20 protein-coding genes, 1 other RNA gene and 1 pseudogene are annotated in these 23,168 nt (G+C 67.5%); 16 read left to right on the plus strand and 6 right to left on the minus strand.

Going from position 1 to position 23,168, the window contains the following annotated elements:
• Nucleotides 1-12: 12 nt before the first annotated feature.
• Together ACZK5G_RS03105 and ACZK5G_RS03110 are read right to left on the minus strand one after the other, a co-directional pair.
• Complete coding sequence (locus ACZK5G_RS03105; protein WP_180866607.1) at nt 13-381, minus strand: YraN family protein; 369 nt, start codon at nt 379-381, stop codon at nt 13-15.
• Nucleotides 371-2,092 (minus strand): penicillin-binding protein activator, encoded by a 1,722-nt coding sequence (locus ACZK5G_RS03110; protein WP_285301872.1) that lies wholly within the window; start codon nt 2,090-2,092, stop codon nt 371-373. The genes ACZK5G_RS03105 and ACZK5G_RS03110 overlap by 11 nt, the downstream gene beginning before the upstream one ends.
• Before the next feature lie 81 nt (nt 2,093-2,173).
• On the opposite strand from ACZK5G_RS03110, the gene rsmI reads away from it, so the two are divergent.
• The gene (gene rsmI / locus ACZK5G_RS03115; RefSeq protein WP_005412235.1) at nt 2,174-2,992 is read left to right on the plus strand and encodes a 16S rRNA (cytidine(1402)-2'-O)-methyltransferase; all 819 of its coding nucleotides are present in this window, start codon (nt 2,174-2,176) and stop codon (nt 2,990-2,992) included.
• A 153-nt stretch (nt 2,993-3,145) separates the two neighbouring features.
• Here the strand turns inward: rsmI and ACZK5G_RS03120 are convergent, their stop codons facing one another.
• A complete protein-coding gene (locus ACZK5G_RS03120; protein ID WP_329914618.1) occupies nt 3,146-4,015 on the minus strand; it encodes a nucleotidyl transferase AbiEii/AbiGii toxin family protein in 870 nt (289 codons plus the stop codon).
• Complete coding sequence (locus ACZK5G_RS03125) at nt 4,012-4,671, minus strand: type IV toxin-antitoxin system AbiEi family antitoxin domain-containing protein (RefSeq protein WP_329894154.1); 660 nt, start codon at nt 4,669-4,671, stop codon at nt 4,012-4,014. The genes ACZK5G_RS03120 and ACZK5G_RS03125 overlap by 4 nt, the downstream gene beginning before the upstream one ends.
• Nucleotides 4,672-4,873: 202 nt before the next feature.
• Here ACZK5G_RS03125 and rnpB point away from each other — a divergent pair.
• Nucleotides 4,874-5,225, plus strand: an RNA gene (gene rnpB / locus ACZK5G_RS03130) — RNase P RNA component class A.
• 123 nt (nt 5,226-5,348) lie between these two features.
• Here rnpB and ACZK5G_RS03135 read toward each other — a convergent pair.
• The gene (locus tag ACZK5G_RS03135) at nt 5,349-5,828 is read right to left on the minus strand and encodes a DM13 domain-containing protein (RefSeq protein WP_049461627.1); all 480 of its coding nucleotides are present in this window, start codon (nt 5,826-5,828) and stop codon (nt 5,349-5,351) included.
• Between the two features lie 361 nt (nt 5,829-6,189).
• Nucleotides 6,190-6,978, minus strand: coding sequence for an NRDE family protein (locus ACZK5G_RS03140; RefSeq protein WP_478465311.1), 789 nt, complete (start codon nt 6,976-6,978; stop codon nt 6,190-6,192).
• Nucleotides 6,979-7,346: 368 nt separating this feature from the next.
• On the opposite strand from ACZK5G_RS03140, the gene ACZK5G_RS03145 reads away from it, so the two are divergent.
• From ACZK5G_RS03145 to ftsZ, 14 genes and pseudogenes are all read left to right on the plus strand, one after another.
• Nucleotides 7,347-7,748, plus strand: coding sequence for a division/cell wall cluster transcriptional repressor MraZ (locus ACZK5G_RS03145; RefSeq protein ID WP_008266948.1), 402 nt, complete (start codon nt 7,347-7,349; stop codon nt 7,746-7,748).
• Nucleotides 7,749-7,762: 14 nt separating this feature from the next.
• The gene (rsmH, locus tag ACZK5G_RS03150; protein WP_049425020.1) at nt 7,763-8,731 is read left to right on the plus strand and encodes a 16S rRNA (cytosine(1402)-N(4))-methyltransferase RsmH; all 969 of its coding nucleotides are present in this window, start codon (nt 7,763-7,765) and stop codon (nt 8,729-8,731) included.
• Nucleotides 8,728-8,991, plus strand: coding sequence for a cell division protein FtsL (gene ftsL / locus ACZK5G_RS03155; protein ID WP_005412242.1), 264 nt, complete (start codon nt 8,728-8,730; stop codon nt 8,989-8,991). The genes rsmH and ftsL overlap by 4 nt, the downstream gene beginning before the upstream one ends.
• Nucleotides 8,988-10,832: a peptidoglycan D,D-transpeptidase FtsI family protein gene (locus ACZK5G_RS03160; RefSeq protein WP_049425022.1), complete on the plus strand. Its 1,845-nt coding sequence runs from the start codon at nt 8,988-8,990 to the stop codon at nt 10,830-10,832. Before ftsL ends, ACZK5G_RS03160 begins: the two co-directional genes overlap by 4 nt.
• Entirely contained in the window at nt 10,829-12,337 is a 1,509-nt protein-coding gene (locus ACZK5G_RS03165; RefSeq protein ID WP_478465312.1) for a UDP-N-acetylmuramoyl-L-alanyl-D-glutamate--2,6-diaminopimelate ligase, read from the plus strand. The genes ACZK5G_RS03160 and ACZK5G_RS03165 overlap by 4 nt, the downstream gene beginning before the upstream one ends.
• Nucleotides 12,334-13,728: a UDP-N-acetylmuramoyl-tripeptide--D-alanyl-D-alanine ligase gene (locus ACZK5G_RS03170; protein ID WP_478465314.1), complete on the plus strand. Its 1,395-nt coding sequence runs from the start codon at nt 12,334-12,336 to the stop codon at nt 13,726-13,728. Before ACZK5G_RS03165 ends, ACZK5G_RS03170 begins: the two co-directional genes overlap by 4 nt.
• Nucleotides 13,718-14,803 (plus strand): phospho-N-acetylmuramoyl-pentapeptide-transferase, encoded by a 1,086-nt coding sequence (gene mraY / locus ACZK5G_RS03175; protein WP_010481929.1) that lies wholly within the window; start codon nt 13,718-13,720, stop codon nt 14,801-14,803. Before ACZK5G_RS03170 ends, mraY begins: the two co-directional genes overlap by 11 nt.
• 1 nt (nt 14,804) lies before the next feature.
• Nucleotides 14,805-16,127, plus strand: a complete 1,323-nt coding sequence (ftsW, locus tag ACZK5G_RS03180) for a putative lipid II flippase FtsW (protein WP_049399807.1) — start codon at nt 14,805-14,807, stop codon at nt 16,125-16,127.
• On the plus strand, nt 16,124-17,212 hold the full coding sequence (gene murG / locus ACZK5G_RS03185; protein ID WP_049461621.1) for an undecaprenyldiphospho-muramoylpentapeptide beta-N-acetylglucosaminyltransferase: 1,089 nt from the start codon (nt 16,124-16,126) through the stop codon (nt 17,210-17,212). The genes ftsW and murG overlap by 4 nt, the downstream gene beginning before the upstream one ends.
• Nucleotides 17,213-17,252: 40 nt before the next feature.
• Nucleotides 17,253-18,689 (plus strand): UDP-N-acetylmuramate--L-alanine ligase, encoded by a 1,437-nt coding sequence (murC, locus tag ACZK5G_RS03190; RefSeq protein WP_012510048.1) that lies wholly within the window; start codon nt 17,253-17,255, stop codon nt 18,687-18,689.
• Nucleotides 18,686-19,648: a D-alanine--D-alanine ligase gene (locus ACZK5G_RS03195; protein WP_049399805.1), complete on the plus strand. Its 963-nt coding sequence runs from the start codon at nt 18,686-18,688 to the stop codon at nt 19,646-19,648. Before murC ends, ACZK5G_RS03195 begins: the two co-directional genes overlap by 4 nt.
• A pseudogene (locus tag ACZK5G_RS03200) lies at nt 19,645-20,322 on the plus strand (cell division protein FtsQ/DivIB); the annotation flags it as partial. The gene ACZK5G_RS03195 and the pseudogene ACZK5G_RS03200, both read left to right, overlap by 4 nt.
• Before the next feature lie 68 nt (nt 20,323-20,390).
• The gene (ftsA, locus tag ACZK5G_RS03205; RefSeq protein ID WP_005408083.1) at nt 20,391-21,626 is read left to right on the plus strand and encodes a cell division protein FtsA; all 1,236 of its coding nucleotides are present in this window, start codon (nt 20,391-20,393) and stop codon (nt 21,624-21,626) included.
• A 170-nt stretch (nt 21,627-21,796) separates the two neighbouring features.
• A complete protein-coding gene (gene ftsZ / locus ACZK5G_RS03210; protein ID WP_043397963.1) occupies nt 21,797-23,032 on the plus strand; it encodes a cell division protein FtsZ in 1,236 nt (411 codons plus the stop codon).
• The last annotated feature ends 136 nt before the right edge of the window (nt 23,033-23,168 follow it).

The following is a 23,168-nucleotide window of genomic DNA, read 5'->3' on the forward strand; positions in this document are numbered from 1 at the left end:
GGACGGTAACCATCAGCAGTCATCCAGCCGGAACGCATCACGCAGCCACCGCAGCTGCGGTGGTTCACCACTGGCTTCAACCACATCAAAACGGCAGGGTGCATTGGCCAGCGCCGGGTTGTCCTGCAGGTACAGCTGCGCGGCATGGGCCAGGCGCCGGCATTTGCGCGCATCCACCGAAGCGGCGCCGCCACCGAAATCCGATCGCGCGCGATAGCGCACTTCCACGAACACCACGGTGCCGGCATCGTCCATCACCAGGTCCAGTTCACCGCCGCGATAACGCACGTTGCGCGCACGCGGCCGCAGTCCGGCCTGTTGCAGGTGCTGCTCGGCGGCGGCTTCCACCGCCGAGCCACGTTGGCTGCGCTCAGCGACCACCGACGATCGGCATCGGCCGGCCGCCATTGAAGGTGGACCATGCCGGCTGGCGCAGGATGTTGCCGTTGCTGTCCAGGAACAGGGTGCCGGTGGCACCGTCCAGGCCGCCCTCGTTGGACAGCTTGTCCAGATAGGCGGTGATCTTCCAGGCATCGGCACCGAAAGCGAACAGGCGGCCAGCGGCGCCGCGAGCGCTGGGCAGCGCGCTGGCCACCTGGCTGGCCGACGGCAGGCCGGACACGCTGCGCACATTCCAGGCTTCGTTCGGGTAGACGATGCCGTCCAGCGCCACGTCTTCTTCCACCTTGCCGCTGCCGACGGTCAGCTGCGAGGTGCCGACGCGGGTCGCGCCACCGGCACCGGCCAACGCCAGCTGCGGCGCCAGCAGCCGGGCCTGCGGGGCGCGCACGGCGAGGAACACGGCATCGACCTGACCGGCATTGCGCACCTGCGCGCCGACATCGCCGACGGCTTCGCTGACATTGACCGTGGCCACCACCTGGCCGCCGCGCTGTGCGAAGCGCTGGGCAAAGGCGGCGGCGGAACGGCGGCCGGTGTCGTCGTTGCTGCTGATCACCAGCGCGCGGTTGCGCTCGCGGCCACGCAGGTACTCGGCGGCGACGATGCCGTCGTCTTCCGGTGCCAGCGAGAAACCAGCGCTGCCGGCCGGCGGTGCATCCTTGCCGCGGTTCAGGGCCAGCACCGGTACCTGCAGCTGCTGGCGGCCGTACACGGCGTCCACTTCGTCGCGGCCCAGCGGGCCGACCACGAAGTCGGCACCGGAGGCGACGGCCTTGTCGTAGGCGGCGAGGGCACCAGCCGGGGTGCCAGCGGTGTCGAAGAAATTGATGTCCGGGCGGCGACGGCTTTCACCGTAGTAGGCGCTCAACAGGCCATCGCGCACCGGCTGCGCGGCGGTGGCCAGGCGGCCGCTGAGCGGCAGCAGCACGGCCAGCTTGGCCGGCGGCCGGTAGCCGTCGCTCATCGCCGGCGGACGCTTGCTGGTATCAAACTGGGCCGCGCCATCGCGGTCGAACGGGCGCGGCAGCGGCAGGCCGCGCGCGATCAGCGCACGGCCGGCGAAGTTGTACAGAGGATCGTTGGCCGGCAGGGCAGCGGCACGGCTGCGCAAAGTGGCGTCGTCGAGGGTACCGAGCAGGCCGGAGATGGCGGCCTGGTTCTCGCTGCGCGCACTGCCGGTCAGGCTGGCATGGGCGCGTGCACGTTCGGTGGCGGCGCCGAAGGCATCGCCGGTGCCCTGCAGCGCGTTGGCGCGGGCCAGATACCAGCGCGTACGCAGCGCCGGCAGCACGTTGTCGCCGTGGTCCTTCAGCAGGGCCAGCGCCTGCGCCGGTTGCTTGTCGGCCAGTGCCAGCTCGGCGCCGGTCAGCTGGTAGCGCTGCAGGCTGGCGCCGGACAGCTGGCGGGCGGTGAGCTGGCCCAGTAGGCTGCGCGCGCGCGCACTGTCACCGGCCAGGTGCCAGGCCCAGGCCGCGTCGGCCAGCGCATTGCTGCGAGCGCCGCCGCGCAGGGTGGCGGCCAGGGCTTCCAGCTGCAGCGCGGCGTCGCGTGGCTTGCCCTGTTCGATCAGCGCCAGCGCCTGGCTCTGGGCCGGCGAATCGGGCGTGCTGGTCAGGCTGGTGGTGGCACAACCGGCCAGCAGCATCAGCGACAACGACAGGGCGGAGATCCGTGCGGCGGGCTTGTTCATGATCGGGTCCATGCGATGAGGGCAGCGGCCTTGGCCGGGTACACGCTACGATTCTACCCTTGCCCCGTGAGTACCGCTGAAATGAGTGTGCCAACCCTGTACGTCGTCGCCACCCCGATCGGCAACCTGGCCGATCTGAGCCCGCGCGCGCAGGAGGTGCTGCGGTCGGTGGCGGCCATCTGTGCCGAAGACACCCGCCGCAGTGGCCAGCTGCTGTCCCATTTCGGCATCCAGCAGCCGTTGGTGGCCCTGCACGAACACAATGAAGAGGCCCTGGCCCAGCGCCTGGTCTCGCGCCTGCAGGCCGGTGAATCGCTGGCGCTGGTCAGTGATGCCGGCACCCCGCTGGTCAGTGACCCCGGTTTCCGCCTGGTGCGTGCTGCGCGCGCGGCGGGCATCAAGGTCAGCCCGATTCCCGGCGCCTGTGCTGCCATCGCCGCGCTGAGCGTGGCCGGCCTGCCCAGCGACCGTTTCAGTTTCGAGGGTTTCCTGCCGGCCAAGGCCAGCGGCCGCCGCGACCGCCTGCAGGCGCTGGCCGGTGAAGTACGCACCATGGTGTTCTACGAATCCTCGCACCGCATCGCCGAATCGCTGGCCGACATGGCGGCGATCTTCGGCGGTGAGCGCCCGGCGGTGTTGGCCCGCGAGCTGACCAAGCTGTTCGAGACCGTGCTTGATGGTGACCTGGCCGGCCTGCTGGCGAAGGTGGAAGCTGACGAGAACCAGCGCAAGGGCGAGTTCGTGGTGATGGTGCAGGGTGCTGGCGACGATGAGGAAGCGCAGCTGGCGCATGGCCGCCGTGTCTACGCCAAATTGAGCGAGCATCTGCCGCCGTCGACCGCCGCCAAGCTGGCTGCCGAGCTGACCGGCGCACCGCGCAAGGCGTTGTACGGGAGTTGATGGATCGTGCGGACCAAGGTCCGCACCCACCAGAGCGGAATCCGCACCCACCAGAGCAGCGGAGTCGGTAGATCCGCGCCATGCGTGGATGAACGGGCCGCGCCAAGGTCCGCGTCCACCCGGGCGGACGCGGTAGCGCCAGGCCTTGCCGCGTCAGGACTGTACGGGTGTGTCGAGGGTGTCCAGATAGTTGGCAATCTCGGCAATCACCGAAGAGAGGTCCGGCGCGATCAGGCGATTCCTGCGCAGGAAGGCGCGCCACTGGGTCTGCTTCTGGGTATCTGCGGCGAATGACTGAGTCAGTCCGTAGGGCAGGGGCGTTGGCGGCGGGGTCCTTCGTCGATCAAACGTCGCGCCAATGGCCGCTACAAGGTGCGGGCGATCCATGGCGTCTTCACGGATCAGTGCCAGCAAGTCGAAGAAGTCCTTCATCCTGCTGTTAGCGATGCCCAGTGCCGCTATAGCCTCGAGCTTTTCGGCAAACACGGTTTCGCGTGGATAGACGCGCAGGCAGGCTGGAGGGAATCCCTCCAGAATCACCGGATAGGTGATCTCCGGCGGCGGGGTGATCACCGCGTCGCCAAACCCGACGTCCCACTGCACATGGCAGCGTGCGCGGCCCAGATGTGCGATCAGGCGCATGCGCAGCCCCTCGTACGTGGCTTCTTCACGTATGGCCTCGATGACGATGCTGCCTGGATCGAAGCGCAGGCCGTCGTCCCCGGGCATTCCACAGAGCGAAAGTGCGATATGTAGCAGGCGATCGGGCTCAGCGCTGCCGGATCCCAGGAAATCGGCATCCCGTGTAGGGCGGTGCGGCGCGTCGAACCACACTGCGAACAGCATGGCACCCTTCAGCAGGAACTGGTCGCGGTATCGAGAAGCGGAGAGCCGGTAGAGCAGGCGCTCAACGGCGAACCTGTCCAGCACGAACTGAAAGTCCTCACCCCGCTTGCGTGCGAGATCGAGCAGCCGTTGCCGGATGGAAGCAACGCGGTGGGGAGGTGTTGGAGAGGGGATCAAGCCAGGGCATCGAGGTACGGTCTCATCAGTCTGGCAACGCGGCAGATCCGCGCATACTCCATCAACGCATCCGGCGTGGTTGCACGGCTGTGAAGCGCGTCACGCAGGGCTTCAAGTGCGACATCAAGCCCTACGAGATTGCGGAACTTGAAGCAATCGACGACGGTTTTGGCAGCGTTGCTGACGTATATGAGACGTCCGCCTACGCGACGTTCTTCCAGCCCCGCATTGAGGGTCGTTGCCGACATGCGGACCACACGGAGGGGCGGCCAGTCGATCCGCGGAACGCGGTCGCTGTTGCCGATGGAGACCCAGCGTTCGAATGGTGCCTGGGTGGTCAGGCCATGCAGGCGCAGGGCACTCAACAGGCATAGACGGGGGTGTGGCAGGCGTTCTGCAATGATCCGCAGTCCATCATCGGTGTCGTCGCTCTTTCTTTCCGCCAACGCGTAGACGCCACGGGACAACCGGATCAGTGCGCCTGCCTCGACCAGGCGGGTCAGTTGGGCGCGGGCGATCCCGGCAGTCACCAGTTCGCGGGCGCGCAGGGTGCCTGCGCGTCGCAATAGCTTTCGTGCCTTGGCCTCAGCGTTTCCCATGACGGCATTGTTCCATAATGTCGGGTGTTTTGAATATCGACCGACAAAAAGGAACATCGTTGGCTGCGGCGAGTGACGAGTGAATGGTGCGGACCAAGGTCCGCACCCACCAGAGCGGAATCCGCACCCACCAGAGCCGCGCGGGTTTCGCCGGCCCTGTCCAGTGAATCGGTAGATCCACGCCATGCGTGGATGGATGAACCGCACGCCGCGATCAGCACGGCAGGAAGGGCGTGCGTAGGCTAGAATGTGCACTGGCGGAGCCGGCCAGACAGTCGCGTCATCCCTTCGGGGGTGCCGAGGAAAGTCCGGGCTCCATAGGGCAAGGTGCCAGGTAACGCCTGGGCGGCGCAAGCCGACGGAAAGTGCAACAGAAAGATACCGCCTACGTCTTCTTCGGAAGGCCGGTAAGGGTGAAATGGTGCGGTAAGAGCGCACCGCGAGTCTGGCAACAGACCGGCACGGCAAACCCCACCTGGAGCAAGACCAAATAGGGATCCTTTGGCGCGGCCCGCGTTGGATCCGGGTAGGTTGCTTGAGCGTTGCGGTGACGTAACGCCTAGAGGAATGACTGTCCACGACAGAACCCGGCTTATCGGCCGGCTCCGCCTCCTTCTTCCATATGCGTGAACCGCGCATCGGTAGTGCCGGCCGCCGGCCGGCAGCTTCACGATGCCTGCAGGGCGGACAGAGTGCCGGCCAGCGGCCGGCACTGCCTCGACGTCGCGCGTTCGTCAGCCCGGCGTACGGTACTGCCCTGCGGAAATGAACTGCGAGAAGCGCTCGCACCACACCACCACCGTGGTGTAGTCGTCCACGTTGACGTCATCGGGTACATCGACCAGGAAACGGTTGAAGGTCTTCACCTCGCCGATGCGCCGGGCCTGCGCCTTGATCTTCAGGAAGTCCGCCTTGTTGTCGACGAAATCGCGGACCAGGTAGACCTTGTAGTCCGGTCCCGGTCCCATCTTCCCGTCGAAGGCCACCTGGCGTGCGCTGACGCTGACCTTGCCTTCCGCCCAGTGCACCGCGTCGCTGCCCTTGAGGTCGCGGCGGAACGTGGTGTGATGGGTGGCGTCGTTCATGGCGGCCTGCACCTGTGCCGCGGGCGGATCATCAGGAGCGATCAGGATCGGCAGGAAGTACACGCCCAGGCCGAAGCCGAGGCCGAGAGTGAGCAGATGGGTGGCGAGCAGGATGAGGGTGCGGCGCATGGGGCCTCCATGTGGATGTGGATCGCGCGGCATGGTGCCGGGCATGACCACCTTGGGAGGTTGCGGGCGGCATTTATAGACACAGTGCCAAGCGCAAAAAGGGCACAGTGGGGTGGCTGCGGCAACGCAGGCCCTGTGGCACGGGCGGAAAGGCGCTGCGTCGGGAAGCTGAATGACGTTGGCAGCCTTGGATCGCAGTGACGGGTAGTGCCGGCCGCTGGCCGGCAGCGGCGTGGCCTGCCCGAAGATCCGGAGGTTGCCGGCCAGCGGCCGGCACTACCCTGCTGGAAAGAGATTCCGGCCAACGGTAGGCAATACCCCTGCTGGAGAGAGATTCCCGCCAGCGGTCGGCACGACCAGGTCAGAAAATGACGTGGCTCTGTCCGTTGGCTGCGCCCTGCGGGCCAAAGCGACGTTCATGGATCTGCCCATGCCCGTTGGCGTCGATCAGCAGCACGGTGCTGGCGCGGGTGCCGTAGTCGTCGCCGCGGATGAAGGCCGGGCTCAGCCAGCGCTCACGCTCCAGGCCGATGCCGGTGTCGGGCAGGTCGCTGTCGGCGGGGCGGTGCTCGTCAGCCAGGGCATTCCAGAGTGGGGTCAGGTCCGGGGTCAGATCCCTTTCGCTTTGCGAAAGGGATCTGACCCGGCCTTCCTGCAGCCAGGCTTCAAGGGCCGCCATCAGCCGCCGGGTCTTCGGCCAGGGCGCGTCCAGCGCACCGTTGGACATGCCATGCACGCCCGGGCCCAGGCGCTGCCGCTCGGCGGGGTGGTTGCCCAGGAACTCCAGGCTGTGGCCGTCGGCCAGCAACAGGTTGAACGGCGCGTAGGCGCCGGCCACCGTTGCCAGTCGGTCGATATGCACGGTGGCCGGGTCGCGGCCGCGCAGGAAGTCGGCCACCAGCGCGCCCCGTGAAGGACCGGTCTGGGCGGCCAGCGGATCACGCACATTGGTGACCACCGCCATCCGGCCTGCGGCACCGACGCCGGCCCAGCCGCCGCCGGAGCGCAGGTCGCGCCCCCCGATGACGGAGGTCTCATCTTGCCAGGGGGCCAGCGCCGCCGTCGGGCGGGCGTGGAACTCATCACGGTTGCCGGTCATCACCAGCCGCCAGCGCGGGTGGTGCATCCAGCCAAGAGCGAGCAGGCACATGGCCTCATTGTGCACGGTTTGCGCAGTCTGGCGCCGCTTCCAGCCCGTTTTGGATGAATGCGCGGCCGATGTTTCACGCGCTGTCCACAGCCCTGAACTTCCGTTCAATCTCAAAAATTGAGACGGATCAGCAACTTGTGGATAAGCCTTGAACAATTCTCTAAAGGTTGTTGCAAGCCATTGATGTGGCTGGCGATTTCCCCGCTGAAAAGTTGTTGACAACCCTTCGGCCGCTGCTAAGGTGGGCATCAGAGGGAAATCCGGGTGTTTTGTGGGTTTTCGTGGTTCAATGTTTCACCGGGCGAAGGATAGGTGCACGCGTCGTGTTCCAGGGCGAGACGGCCATCACAGTTGACGATAAAGGGCGCATGGCGGTTCCCACCGCTTACCGCGACCTCGTCGCGCGCGCCAGCAACAACCGTCTCGTGCTGACCTACAACCCGTTCGAAGCCGGCTGCCTGTGGCTGTATGCAGAGTCGGAATGGGAGCGGGTCCGCGACGACGTGATGTCCAAGCCCAACACCCAGCGCGTCGTGCGCCTGTTGCAGCAGAAGCTGGTCGGCTCGGCCGCCCATCTTGAGCTGGACGGCAACGGTCGCATCAGCATCCCCGCCAGCCACCGCGGTGCGGTGGGCATTGAGAAGAAGGCGGTATTGCTCGGTATGGGCGACAAGTTCGAATTGTGGAGCGAGCAGGCGCATCGGGCCCTGATCCAGCAGACATTGTCTGACGAGGATCTGGGTGATGGGTTGCTCGACCTGAAGTTGTGAGCCGGGGTGCCCGGATGCGCCCAGAAGCGCAGGCCGGTCACCTTCCGGTGTCGCAGTCGCCGGCGGTGCACCTGCCGGTCCTGTACACCCAGGTCCTTGAAGGCCTGAGGGTGATCGAAAACGGACGTTATCTGGATGGCACGTTCGGTCGTGGCGGTCATGCACGTGGCGTGCTCACCCAGCTCGGTCCCGAGGGGCGCCTGCTGGTCATGGACAAGGATCCGGAAGCCATCGCCGTAGCCGAGCGCGATTTCGCGCCGGACCCGCGCGTGTCCATCTTCCGTGGCAGCTTCGCCCAGCTGCTGCAGTGGGATGCGACGGCTGAAGGCCTGGACGGCGTCCTGTTCGACCTGGGCGTGTCGTCGCCGCAGCTGGACGTGGCCGAACGTGGCTTCAGCTTCGGCAAGGACGGCCCGCTGGACATGCGCATGGATCCGGACAACGGTGAAAGCGCCGCACAATGGATCAACCGCGTTGAAGAACGCGAGATTGCCGACGTGCTGTGGACCTACGGCGAAGAGCGCCAGAGCCGCCGTATCGCCCGTGCCATCGTGGCCCGCCGCGAGAAGCAGCCGTTCTCCCGTACCGCCGAACTGGCCGAGTTGATCGCCTCGGTGATGCCGCGCGGAAAAGACAAGATCCACCCGGCCACGCGCAGCTTCCAGGCCATCCGCATCCACATCAACCGCGAGCTGGCCGACCTGGAAGCCGGGCTTGATGCGGCCGTGGAACGGCTGAAGCCCGGCGGCCGCCTGGCGATCATCAGCTTCCACTCGCTGGAAGACCGCATCGTCAAGCAGTACATGAACCGCCTGGCCAAGGCCCCGCCGGCCAACCGCCGCCTGCCCGAGGCGGAGGTGTTCGTACCGACGCTGGATCTGATCGGCGGTGCCATCAAGGCCACCGACGAAGAACTGGCGGCCAACCCGCGTGCCCGCAGCGCCGTGCTGCGCGTGGCCCAGAAGCGGGAGGCTGATGCATGAGCCGGCTGCTGCTGATCATCCTGTTGGCCTCGACCGTGGCCTCGGCGATCGGCGTCGTGTTCGTGCGTCACCGTCACCGTCAGACGTTCATCGAGCTGTCGCGCGCTGAGCGCAAGCGCGATGACATCAATCTGGAATTCGGCCGCCTGCAGCTGGAGCAGGCCACCCTGGCCGAAGCCAACCGTGTCGATCGCATCGCCCGCGAGAAGCTCGGCATGAAGTTCCCCGAGGCCGCCGACATCGTGGTGGTGCGCCCATGAGCAAGACCGGCCGCAACCGCCCCCGCAACGCCTTCAACCTGCGCCAGCGCCTGCGCTGGGTGGCGTTGGCGCTCGGCCTGTGTTCGGTGTCGCTGGTGGGTCGTGCGGCCTACGTGCAGATCATCAACAGCGACTTCTACCAGCGCCAGGGCGAGGCCCGCTACCTGCGCGAGCTGCCGATCAAGACCTCGCGCGGCATGATCACCGACCGCAACGGCGAGCCGCTGGCGGTGTCGACCCCGGTCGCTTCGATCTGGGTCAACCCGCAGGACCTGCTGCGTTCGCCTGAGCGCATCCCTGAGCTGGCCCAGGCGGTCGGCATGTCGGTGGATGAACTGAGCAGCCGACTGTCGCAGAAGTCGGACAAGGAATTCATGTACCTGCGCCGCCGGATCAATCCGGACGAGGCAGAGAAGGTGGTCGCGCTGAAGATTCCGGGCGTGGCCGCGCAGCGCGAGTTCCGCCGCTTCTACCCGCAGGGTGAGGCGATGGCGCACGTGCTGGGCTTCACCAACATCGACGACCGCGGCCAGGAAGGCCTGGAGCTGGCGTTCGACGAATGGCTGCGCGGCAAGGCCGGTGCCAAGCGGGTGATCCGCAACCGCAAGGGCGAAACCGTCGAGAGCGATCTGCTGCGCGCCGCCGAACCGGGCAAGGACCTGACCCTCAGCATCGACCGCCGCATCCAGTACCTGGCGTTCAAGGAACTGCGCAACGCGCTGGTGGCCAACAAGGCGGCCGGCGGTTCGATGGTGATCATGGACGTGACCACCGGCGAGATCCTGGCCATGGTCAACCTGCCGACCTACAACCCGAATTCGCTGACCGGCGCGCTGCCCGATGCGCGCCGTAACCGCGCAGTGACCGACCTGGTCGAGCCGGGTTCGACGATGAAGCCGTTGACCATTGCCACTGCGCTGCAGGCCGGTGCGGTGACCAAGGACACCGTCATCGACACCAATCCGGGCTACATGCAGGTGGCGCGCTTCACCATCCGCGACGTGCCGCGCAACAACGGCGTGTTGAACGTGACTGGTGTGATCACCCGCAGTTCCAACATCGGCGCGGCCAAGGTCGCGGCGAAGATGCCGGACCAGGTGTTCTATGACGGCGTGCGCCGCTTCGGCTATGGCTCGGTGCCGCACAGCGGCTTCCCGGGTGAATCCGGCGGCGTCGTGCGGCGCCCGGCCAACTGGGACGGTGCCACCAAGACCACCATGTCCTACGGCTACGGCCTGAATGTGACCCCGCTGCAGATCGCCACCGCCTATTCGGCGCTGGCCAATGGCGGCAAATTGATCGCGCCGACCTTTGTCAAAGGCCAGCGCAACGAAGCGCATCAGATCATCGATGAGAGCGTCGCCAGGCAGGTGGTGGCGATGATGGAAACGGTTGTTACCCAAGGCGGCGCCAAGCAGGCGGCGGTGCTGGGTTACCGCGTGGCCGGCAAGACCGGTACCGCGCGCAAGACCGGCCCGGGTGGTTACGAGCGCGGCCATTACAACGCGCTGTTCGCCGGCGTGGTGCCGGCCACCAATCCGCGCTTCGCCACCGTCATCGTCATCAACGACCCGCAGGCCGGCAAGTTCTACGGTGGCCTGGTGTCGGCGCCGGTCTACCACAACGTGATGGAAGGCACCCTGCGCCTGATGGACGTGCCGCTGGACGACCTGCAGTCGTGGCTGGCCGCACAGCAGTCCGGCAAGGTCGGTCACTCGGCCTCGATCCTGCCCGCGCCGCCGGCCGAGGCCGCGCTGCCGGTGGATGCCGCCGCTGAATTCGACGCTGCGCTGCCCAGCGCGCAAGCCCAGACGCCGCCCGCTACGGGAGGCACGCAATGAGTCCTTCGATGTTGCTTTCGCAGTTGCTTCCGGATGTGGCCCTGGCGGGCCACGATCCCGTTCTGACCGGCCTGGTGCTGGACAGCCGCGCCGTGCGCCCCGGCAATGCCTTCGTCGCCATCGCCGGTTTCGGCGCGCATGGCCTGGGCTTTGTCGAGCAGGCCCGTGCGGCCGGCGCTGGCGCCATCCTGTTCGAACCGCCGGCACCGGTCGAACTGCCGGCACCGGACGATGCGATCGCTGTGCCGGGCCTGCGCGCGCGCATGGGTGCGATGGCCGACCAGTTCCATGGCGCACCGTCGCGGGCGATGGCGATGGTGGGCGTGACCGGCACCAACGGCAAGACCTCCACCGTGCAGCTGCTGGCCCAGGCCTGGCACCTGCTCGGAACGCCCAGTGGCAGTATCGGCACGTTGGGCGCCGGACTTTACGGTGCAGTTGAGCCGACCGGCTTCACTACGCCGCTGGTGCTGCAGATGCATGCGCTGCTGGCGCAGCTGCGTGATGCCGGTGCGCGCGCGGTAGCGATGGAAGTCAGCTCGCACGCGCTGGACCAGGGCCGCGTGGATGCGGTGCACTACGACGTGGCGGTATTCACCAATCTCACCCGCGACCATCTGGACTACCACGGCGACATGGCCAGCTACGGCGCGGCCAAGGCACGGCTGTTCCATCGCCCGGGACTGAAGGCCGCGGTGATCAATCTTGACGACGCGTTCGGTCGCCAGCTGTTCGCCGGCCTCCCGGCGGGCGTGCAACCGATCGGCCTGAGCTCGCGCGGTGCCACCGATGCCAGCGTGCGCGCCGAGGCGCTGCAGCTGGACGGCCGTGGCATTGCCTTCGAACTGGTCATCGACGGCCAGCGCGCGGCGGTGCAGTCGCCGCTGCTGGGCCGCTTCAACGTGGACAACCTGCTGGCCGTGGCCGGCACCCTGCACGCGCAGGGTCAGCCGCTGCCGCGCATTGCCGAGGTGTTGTCGGCGCTGCAGCCGATCCGTGGCCGCATGAACCGCCTGGGCGGCGAAGACGGCCTGCCGACCGTGGTAGTCGATTACGCACATACCCCGGACGCACTGGAACAGGCGCTGGACAGCCTGCACGGCCACCTGCAGGGCACGCTGTTCTGTGTGTTCGGCTGCGGTGGCGAGCGTGATACCGGCAAGCGCCCGCAGATGGCCGCGATCGCCGAGCGCTTGGCCAACCAGGTCATCGTCACCGACGACAATCCGCGTGGCGAAGATGGCGACGTGATCGTGGCCGACATCCTGGCCGGCTTCACCGATGCCTCCGCCGTGACCGTGCAGCGCAGCCGCGCGCGTGCGATCGGCCTGGCGGTGAAGCGTGCCGGTGCCGGCGACATCATCCTGATCGCTGGCAAGGGCCACGAGCCGTACCAGGAAGTGAATGGCGTGCGCCATGACTTCGACGACACCGAAGTGGCCGCCGCTGCGTTGGCCGCCAAGGCCGGTGTGCTCAGCGCGCAGGCCGGGGAGGGCATCGCATGAAGCGCACTCTGCTTTCGCTGATCGCACACTGGGCCGGCGGCGAGATCCACGGCGACGACGTGGCTATCGATGCGGTCAGCAATGACACCCGCAGCCTCGGCCCGGGCAGCCTGTATGTGGCGCTGCGCGGCGAGCGTTTCGATGGCCATGACTTTGCCGCCGACGCGCAGGCGCGCGGTGCCAGCGCGCTGCTGGTCGAGCGCCTGCTGCCGATCGAACTGCCGCAGGTGCTGGTGGCCGACAGCGAACTGGCGCTGGCGAAGATCGCCACCGGCATGCAGCGTGACCGTGATACCGAGGTGTTCGCGATCACCGGCAGCAACGGCAAGACCAGCGTGAAGAGCCTGCTGCTGTCGATCCTGCAGCAGGTGGCCCGTCATGCGCACAAGGTGGTCTACGCCAACCCGGGCAACCGCAACAACGAGATCGGCCTGCCGCTGGCAGTGATCGATGCCCCGGAAGATGCCGACTACGCTGTCTACGAGATGGGCGCGGGCAAGCCGGGTGACATCGCCTACCTGACCGACATCGCCCGCCCGCGTTATGCGCTGGTCAACAACATCGCCCCGGCGCACCTGGAACGCATGGGCAGCCTGCTCGGCGTGGCAGTGACCAAGGGCGCGATCTATGCCGCGCTGCCGGCCGATGGCGTGGCGGTGATCAACGTCGACGATGCCTACGGCCGCTGGTTCGAACAGCACTTCGTCGGCACCCCGCCGCGCAGCCGTGTGCTGCGCTATGGCCTGGAGCACTCGGCGGACGTGACCGCACGCGACATCCGCGCCGGCGCGCAGGGCAGCCAGTTCACCCTGGTCGCACCGACCGGCGAAGCCCGCGTGGTGCTGGGCCTGCCGGGTCGCCACAACGTCAGCAATGCGCTGGCCGCTGCCAGCCTGGCGCTGGCCGCCGGTGTTGATCTGGCGCTGATTGCCGCCGGCCTGGCCGAAGCGCAGCCGGTGCCGGGTCGCCAGATTGCCCATCAGCTGCGCAACGGCGCGGTGCTGGTGGACGACAGCTACAACGCCAACCCGGGTTCGCTGGCTGCGGCCATCGATGCCCTGGCGGCGGCTCCGGAAGAAGGCTGGCTGGTGCTTGGCGACATGCGCGAGCTGGGCCCGGATGCCGAAGCGCTGCATGCGCAGGCCGGCCTGCGCGCCCGCGCGGCTGGCCTGAAGCGCCTGTATGCGCTGGGTCCGCTCAGCGCCGCTGCCGCCACCGCCTTCGGTGAAGGCGGCCGTCATTTCGCCACCCATGACGCGCTGTCGCAGGCGCTGAAGGACGAGCTGCACGCCGGCGTGCGCTGCCTGGTCAAGGGTTCCCGTGGCAGCGCCATGGACACGATTGTCAAAGCGCTGCTGGCGCAAGGAGAGGAATCCCCGCATGTTGTATGAACTGGCTCGATGGTTGCAGCAGTTGGAGAGCCTGTTCGGGCTGTTCAACTACCAGACGTTCCGCGCCATCCTTGCCGCGTTGACGGCCCTGTTCCTGTCGCTGTGGCTCGGCCCGGCGATGATCCGCAAGCTTGCCCAGTTCAAGGGCGGCCAGCCGATCCGCAAGGACGGTCCGCAGACCCATTTCTCCAAGGCCGGTACGCCGACCATGGGCGGTTCGCTGATCCTGCTCACCATCACCCTGTCGGTGCTGATGTGGGCCGACCTGCGCAACCGCTACGTGTGGCTGGTGCTGGCGGTGATGCTGTGCTTCGGCGCCATCGGCTGGTATGACGACTGGATCAAGATCGTCCGCCGCGACCCGAACGGCCTGAAGTCGCGCTGGAAGTACCTGCTGCAGTCGATCTTCGGCCTGGCCGCGGGCCTGTTCCTGTTCTACACGGCCGACGTGCCGGCAGCGCTGACCTTCTACATCCCGATGTTCAAGTCGATCGCGCTGCCGCTGGCCGGCATCGGATTCGTGGCCATCGCCTACTTCTGGATCGTCGGCTTCTCCAACGCGGTGAACCTGACCGACGGCCTGGACGGCCTGGCGATCATGCCGACCGTGCTGGTGGCCTGCGCACTGGGCGTGTTCGCCTACGCCTCGGGCAACGTGGTGTTCGCCAACTACCTGCAGATCCCGCAGATCCCAGGCGCCGGCGAGCTGGTCATCATCTGCGCGGCCATCGCCGGTGCGGGCCTGGGGTTCCTGTGGTTCAACACCTATCCGGCCATGGTGTTCATGGGCGACATCGGCGCGCTGGCGCTGGGTGCGGTGCTGGGTACGATCGCAGTGATCACCCGCCAGGAGCTGGTGCTGGTGATCATGGGCGGCGTGTTCGTCATCGAAACGCTGTCGGTGATGATCCAGGTCGCCTCGTTCAAGCTGACCGGCAAGCGCGTGTTCCGCATGGCACCGATCCACCACCACTTCGAACTGAAGGGCTGGCCGGAGCCGCGCGTGATCGTGCGCTTCTGGATCATCTCGGTCGTGCTCGTGCTGATCGGCCTGGCCACGTTGAAGGTGCGCTGAGATGAACGACCTGTCCCGCCAGGCAACACGCCTTGAGGCCATCGAAGGCAGCTACGACAAGTGGCTGCTGGGCGCGATCATCGCGCTCACGGGCATCGGCGTGGTGATGGTGGCGTCCAGCTCGATCGCTCTGATGAGCAGCCCGTTCTACTACCTCAACCGCCACCTGATCTTCCTGGCGGTGGGTATCGTGCTGGCGGTCGTAGCCGCCCGCACTGAACTGAAGTCCATCGAGCAGTACAACCAGATGCTGCTGCTGGGCTGCTTCGTGCTGCTGCTGGCGGTGTTCGCACCGGGCCTGGGCAGCACGGTCAACGGCGCACGCCGCTGGATCAATCTGGGCATCTCCAAGTTCCAGACGGTGGAAGCGGTGAAGGTGCTCTATATCGTCTGGCTGTCCAGCTACCTGGTGCGCTTCCGCGACGAGGTCAACGCGACCTGGCCGGCGATGCTCAAGCCACTGGGCGTGGCCGGTGCGCTGGTGCTGTTGCTGCTGCTGCAGCCGGACTTCGGTTCCTCGACCCTGCTGCTGGCGATCACCGCCGGCATGCTGGTGCTGGGCGGTGTGAACATGCCGCGCATGTCGATGCCGGTGATCATCGGCCTGGTCGGCATGAGCGCGCTGGCGATCATCGAGCCGTACCGCATGCGCCGCATCACCTCCTTCCTCGACCCGTGGGCCGACCAGCAGGGCGACGGCTACCAGCTGTCCAACGCGCTGATGGCCGTGGGCCGCGGCGAGTGGACCGGCGTTGGCCTGGGCAACTCGGTGCAGAAGCTGTACTACCTGCCGGAAGCACATACCGACTTCATCTTCTCGGTTACTGCCGAGGAATTCGGTTTCCTCGGCACCTGCGTGATCGTGGCCCTGTACGCGCTGCTGGTCGGCCGCACGTTCTGGCTGGGCATGCGCTGCGTGGAAATGAAGCGCCACTTCTCCGGTTACATCGCCTTCGGCATCGGCCTGTGGATCAGCATGCAGACCTTCGTCTCGATTGGCGTGAACCTGGGCATCCTGCCGACCAAGGGCCTGACCCTGCCGCTGATCTCCTCCGGCGGTTCGTCGGTGCTGATGACCTGCGTGGCGATGGGCCTGCTGTTGCGCGTCTCCTATGAGCTCAAGCGCGCCGAGCGTCGCCAGGCCGTGCGCATCGGCGGTGGCGACGAGGCCGTGGCCGATGCACCCGTGGACGCGCCGGCCGCACCGGCTGCGGCCAGCGTGCCGATGAGCGCCGAGCCGACGGCTGCCGCTGCAGCGAACGCCGCACGCGGTACCAGCCGCCTGCAGTCGCGCATCGAACCGACCTTTGGGAGGCTGTCATGAGCGCAGCCACCGATAACGTGCGCCCGGTGATGATCCTGGCCGGTGGCACCGGCGGTCACATCTTCCCCGGTCTGGCCGTGGCCCGCGTGCTGCGCGCCCGCGGCGTACCGGTCACCTGGATGGGCGCCGATGGTGCGATGGAAACCCGCCTGGTGCCGCAGCACGACATTCCGATCGACACCCTGGCCATCACCGGCCTGCGCGGCAAAGGCAAGCTGGCCCTGCTGGGCGCGCCGTGGCGGCTGATGCGCGCGCTGCGTGCCGCCGGCATGATCATCCGCAAGCGCCAGCCGCGTGCGGTGGTCGCCTTCGGTGGTTTCGCGTCCGGCCCGGGGGGCATGGCCACACGCCTGCACGGCCTGCCGCTGCTGGTGCACGAACAGAATCGCGCTCCCGGCATGACCAACCGCATCCTGTCGCGCTATGCGCGCCGGCTGCTGACCGGCTTCCCGGGCACCTTCGCCAAGGGCGAGGAGTTCGTCGGCAACCCGGTACGTGCGGAGATCGCCGCCATCGCACCGCCGGAACAGCGTTTCGCTGACCGCCAGGGTCCGCTGCGCGTGCTGGTGGTCGGTGGCAGCCAGGGCGCGCGTGCGCTCAACACCGGCGTGCCGCAGGCGATTGCTGCGCTGGGCACGAGTGTGCCGGTGCAGGTTCGCCACCAGAGCGGCGAAAAGCTGCATGCCGAAGCGGTCGAGGCATATGCCAAGGCCGGCGTGCAGGCCGAGATCACCCCATTCATCGCCGACATGGCCGAGGCCTTCGCCTGGGCCGACCTGGTAGTGTGCCGCGCAGGCGCTTCGACGCTGGCCGAGCTGTGCGCGGTGGGTGTCGGTAGCGTGCTGGTGCCTTTCCCCGCTGCTGTCGACGATCACCAGACCCGCAATGCGGAGTACCTGGTCGAGCGCGGCGCGGCGGTTTTGCTGAAGCAGGACGGAACGCTGGCCGACGGCATTGCCGCACTGCTGCGCGATCTGTCCGAAAATCCCGCCCGCCGCATGCAGATGGCGCAAGCCGCGCGTGCCCTGGCCAAGGTCGATGCCGCCGAGCGCATCGCCGATATCATTCTTGAGGAAGCTGTATGAAGAAGGCATGCCACCGCGCCTGCCCTGCGCGAGGCCGCGCATGATCCGTCGCCTGCACGACACCAACGACCTGGTGCGCGCGTTCCCGCGCGTGCATTTCGTCGGCATCGGCGGCACCGGCATGAGCGGTATCGCCGAAGTGATGCTGACGCTGGGCTATGAGGTGTCCGGCTCGGACAATGCCGACAACGTGGCGACCCGTCGCCTGGCCAGCCTGGGTGCGCGCATCATGCGCGGTCACTCCGCAGCCAACGTGCTGGGCACCGACTGCGTGGTGGTCTCCAGTGCCATCCGCGAAGACAACCCGGAACTGATGGAAGCGCGCAGCCAGCGCATTCCGATCATGCCGCGTGCGGCGATGCTGGCCGAGCTGATGCGCTTCCGCCGCGGCATCGCCGTGGCCGGTACCCATGGCAAGACCACCACCACCAGCCTCACCGCTGCGGTGCTGAGCGAAGGCGGCCTGGACCCGACGTTCGTGATCGGTGGCCAGTTGCTGGCTGCCGGCGCCAACGCCAAGCTGGGCGGTGGACAGTGGCTGGTGGCCGAGGCCGACGAAAGCGATGGCAGCTTCCTGCGCCTGAACCCGCTGATGTCGATCATCACCAACATTGATGCCGACCACCTGGAGAACTACGGCAACGACTTTGCCCGCGTGCAGGCGGCGTTCGCCGAGTTCCTGCAGCGCCTGCCGTTCTACGGCCTGGCGGTGCTGTGCATCGACGATCCAGAAGTCGCGGCTCTGGCTGCCAAGACCCCGCGCCACGTGATGAGCTACGGCATGAGCCCGCAGGCCGACGTGCGCGCCGAGAACGTGGTGCAGGAAGGCTCGCGCATGCGCTTCACCCTGCGCCTGCCGCAGGGCACCAGCCAGGAAGTGGTGCTGGCGCTGCCGGGCAAGCACAACGTACTCAACGCGCTGGCCGCCGCTGCGGTGGGCTGGCAGCTGGGCGTGGCACCGGACGCGATCGCGCGTGCACTGGAAGGCTTCGCCGGTGTCGGCCGTCGCTTCAACGATCTGGGCGAAGTGACCACCGCCAGCGGCGCCAAGGTCCGCATCATCGACGACTACGGTCATCACCCGAGCGAGCTGGAAGCGGTGTTCGCCGCCGCCCGTGGTGGCTGGGCCGACAAGCGCCTGGTGGTGGCCTTCCAGCCGCACCGCTACAGCCGTACCCGCGACCAGTTCGACAAGTTCGCCGCGGTGCTGTCCAGCGTCGATGCACTGGTGCTGAGCGAGGTCTACCCGGCCGGCGAGGAACCGATTGCCGGTGCCGATTCGCATGCGTTGGCCCGCGCCATCCGAGCGCGTGGCCGCAGCGAGCCGGTGGTGGTGGGCAAGGCCGCCGAGCTGGCCAGCGTGCTGCCGGACGTGCTGCAGGACGGTGACCTGCTGCTGATGATGGGTGCCGGCGACATCGGTGCCGTGGCCACCCATATCGCGGTGGAAGGCTTCAAGGGGGAGGGCGAGGCGTGAGCGCGCTGACCTTCCCGCCGCTGCGCGTGACCGACCCGGCCGTGTTCGGCCGCGTCGCCGTGCTGCTCGGCGGCAGCTCCAGCGAACGCGAGGTGTCGCTGGACTCCGGCCGCAACGTACTGGAAGCGCTGCAGTCGCGCGGCGTCGATGCGTTCGCGGTGGATGGCATTCCGGCGCTGGCCAAGGCGCTCGCCGCCGGTGGCATCGATCGCGTGTTCAACATCCTGCATGGCCACAACGGCGGCGGTGAGGACGGCATCGTGCAGGGCCTGATGGACGCCTTCGGCGTGCCGTACACCGGCTCGAACGTGCTGGGCTCGGCGCTGAGCATGGACAAGATCCGCACCAAGCAGGTGTGGCTGTCGCTGGGCCTGCCCACCCCGCAGTACCGGAAGGTGGACGCGACCACGGTGCACGCACTGGCAGCCGAACTGGGCCTGCCGGTAGTGGTGAAGCCGGCCAATGAAGGCTCCAGCGTGGGTATCAGCCGGGTCACCGACGACGCAGGCCTCGATGAAGCCGTGGCGCTGGCCGCGCGCTACGACGGCCAGCTGCTGATGGAACAGATGGTGGTGGGCGACGAACTGACCGTGGCCATCCTCGGCGATGTCGCACTGCCGTCGATCCGCATCGTGCCCAAGGGCCAGTGGTACGACTACAACGCCAAGTACATCGCCGAGGACACCCAGTACCTGTGCCCAGGCCTGGACGGTGACGACGAAGAGGAAATCCGCCGCATCGCGCTGGCCGCGTTCCGTGCCGCTGGCTGCCGTGGCTGGGGCCGCGTGGACGTGATGCGCGATCGCAGCAGCGGCCGCTTCTTCCTGTTGGAAGTGAACACCGCGCCGGGCATGACCAGCCATTCGCTGGTGCCCAAGGCCGCAGGCCAGGCCGGCATCAGCTTCGAAGAGCTGGTGTGGCGCGTGCTGGAACAGACTCTGGAGGCCTCGCACGCATGAACGCGGTGCTGCGCATCTTCGTCTGGCTGTTGGCGCTGTCGGTGGTTGCACTGCCGGTGGTGGCCGTGGTCAATGGCTGGGTCGGCGCCGAGCGCTGGCCGCTGGCGAAGCTGCGCGTGCATGGTGAGTTCAAGCGGGTGCCGGCCGAGCAGTTGCAGCAGGTGCTGCTGCCGTACGCGCACGCGGGCTTCTTCGCGGTCAAGCTGCAGGACGCGCAGGACGCCCTGGAGCAGCTGCCGTGGGTGGAAAGCGCGCAGGTGCGCAAGCAGTGGCCGGACGTGCTGGAAGTGACCCTGGTCGAGCACAAGCCGTTCGCGCGCTGGGGCAACGACCGCCTGGTTTCCGAGCAGGGCAAGTTGTTCCCCACGCCGAAGAAGCTGGCCGATCTGGCGCTGCCCGAACTGGACGGCCCCGACAGCCAGACCGAAGAAGTGATGAAGCTGTACAGCGACTCGCGTGCATTGTTCGCACCGGCCGGCGTCGACGTGCGCCGGGTGACGATGGATGCGCGCGGCAGCTGGTCGCTGGTGCTGAGCAACGGTACCGAAGTGGTGGTCGGCCGCGACGACGCGCGCTCGCGCATGCAGCGCTTCGTCAAGGTGCTGCCGCAGCTCAACCGTCAGGACGCGCCGATCGAGCGCGCCGACCTCCGTTACACCAATGGTTTCACGCTGAGCTGGGGTACCCCGGCCACGCCGGCGAAAACGCCGGCGACCCCAGCCAGCAGGACGCAGGAAAGGACATGAATCGCAAGGGTGACAAATCGCTGATCGTTGGCCTGGACATCGGCACCTCCAAGGTGGTGGCGCTGGTGGGCGAGTACTCGCCGGGCAACCCGATCGAAGTGATCGGCATCGGCTCGCACGAGTCGCGCGGGCTCAAGCGTGGCGTGGTGGTGGACATCGAATCGACCGTGCAGTCGATCCAGCGCGCGGTGGAAGAAGCCGAGCTGATGGCCGGCTGCGAGATCCGCTCGGTGTATGCCTCGATTTCCGGCAACCACGTGCAGTGCAAGAACTCGCCGGGCATCGTGCCGATCCGCGACGGCGAAGTGACCTGGGGCGACCTGGATCGCGTGCTCGATGCGGCCAAGGCCGTGGCGATTCCGGCCGACCAGAAGATCCTGCACGCGATCCCGCGCGAGTACGTCCTGGACGATTCGCAGGAAGGCATCCGCAACCCGGTCGGCATGACCGGCGTGCGCCTGGAAGTACATGCCCACCTGGTGGTGTGCGCGCAGTCGGCTGCGGCCAACATCAGCAAATGCGTCCAGCGCTGCGGCCTGCAGGTGGACGACCTGGTGCTGTCCTCGCTGGCCTCCAGCGTGGCGGTGCTGACCGCTGACGAGCGCGAGCTGGGCGTGGTGCTGGTCGACATGGGCGCCGGCACCACCGATATCGCGGTGTTCGTGCAGGGCGCGATCTGCCACACGGCTTCGCTGCCGATCGCCGGCGACCACGTCACCAATGACATCGCGCACATGCTGCGCACGCCGACCCCGGAAGCCGAGCAGATCAAGGTGCGCTATGCCTGCGCCCTGGCCCAGCTGGCCACCGCCGAGGAAAGCATCCAGGTGCCGTCGGTGGGCGACCGCCCGCCGCGCCGCATGCCGCGCCATTCGCTGGCGCAGGCCGTGCAGGGCCGCTACGAGGAAATCTTCGAGATGGTGCAGGCCGAACTGCGCCGCTCCGGCTTCGAGGAACTGGTGCGCGCCGGCATGGTGCTGACCGGTGGCGCTTCGAAGATGGAAGGCGTGGTCGAACTGGCCGAGGAAATGCTGCAGATGCCGGTTCGCGTGGGCATCCCGCAGCACGTCACCGGCCTGGGCGAAGTGGTGGGCAACCCGGTGCATGCCACCGGCGTGGGCCTGCTGCTGATGGGCAGCCAGATCGAGCACCCGCGGCGGCCGTCGCTGCCGACCGGGCGCGCTGGAAGCATGTTCAAGAAACTCAAGACCTGGTTCCGCGGCGAGTTCTGACGCGGAACCCGTAACACCGGGCATCGCCCGGGCGCAGCACCCGCAGTACCCGTAGCACAACGCAACACCGGCAACACACAACCCACACAGCCGCAACGCCGGCATGCAGCAGGACGGCAGGACGCCCGAATGCCCATGCCAGCCAAAGCGGATACAACGAGGACACGGACATGGCGCATTTTGAACTGATCGAAAAGATGGCACCCAATGCGGTGATCAAGGTGGTTGGCGTGGGCGGCGGCGGCGGCAATGCCGTGGCGCACATGGTCAACTCGGCGGTGGACGGTGTGGAATTCATCACCGCCAACACCGACTCGCAGGCCATCAAGAATTGCGGTGCCAAGCTGCAGCTGCAGCTGGGTACCAACGTGACCAAGGGCCTGGGCGCAGGCGCGAACCCGGAAGTCGGCCGTCAGGCCGCGCTGGAAGACCGTGAGCGCATCATGGACGCCCTGCAGGGTGCGGACATGGTGTTCATCACCGCCGGCATGGGCGGTGGTACCGGCACCGGCGCTGCGCCGGTGGTGGCACAGCTGGCCAAGGAAATGGGCATCCTGACCGTGGCCGTGGTCACCAAGCCGTTCCCGTTCGAAGGCCGTCGCCGCATGCAGGTGGCGCTGAAGGGCATCGAGGAACTGAGCCAGCACTGCGACTCGCTGATCACCATCCCGAACGAGAAGCTGATCACCGTGCTGGGTCGCAATGCGACCATGATCCAGGCCTTCCGTGCCGCCAACGACGTGCTGCAGGGCGCCGTGCAGGGCATCGCCGACCTGATCGTGCGTCCGGGCCTGATCAACGTCGACTTCGCCGACGTGCGCACCGTCATGTCCGAAATGGGCCTGGCGATGATGGGTACCGGCACCGCCCGTGGCGATGACCGCGCCCAGGCCGCGGCCGAAGCCGCGATCCAGAACCCGCTGCTGGACGATGTGAACCTGGCCGGTGCCAACGGCATCCTGGTCAACATCACCGCCGGCGCCGACTTCACCATGGCCGAGTTCGACGAGATCGGCCGTACCATCGATGGCTTCGCTTCCGAGGACGCCACCGTGGTGGTCGGTACCGTGCTGGATCCGGACATGCAGGACGAAGTGCGCGTGACCGTGGTCGCTACCGGCCTGAACCGCGTGTCGGCCAGCAAGACCCAGCGTCCGGGCGAGCGTGCGCCGATCAAGCTGGTCCGCAATGCCACCACCGGCCAGCCGGAATTCGGTGACTTCGACAACGGCGGCGACGCCGTGTCCAAGGCCGTGGGCGGCATGGGTCTGGGCCTGCGTCGCGCCAGCAGCGATACCGCGGCAGCCTCCGCTCCCTCGGCCCCGGCCGCTTCGGCCCCGGCGGCGGCGGAACTGCCGAACGATTACCTGGACATCCCGGCGTTCCTGCGCCGCCAGGCGGACTAAGCGGGGCGCCCGGGGCTTGTCCTCCCCGGGTTGCGCCACCATGTCCTGAAAACGCGGGCGCCGGGCCAGGATGGGTCCGGCTGCCCTGCTTCACGCGCGTCCCCGCGGCGTGCCGGTGCGTCCTGCCGGCAGCCTT

It is taken from the genome of Stenotrophomonas sp. 62841_Sma (assembly GCF_056482945.1).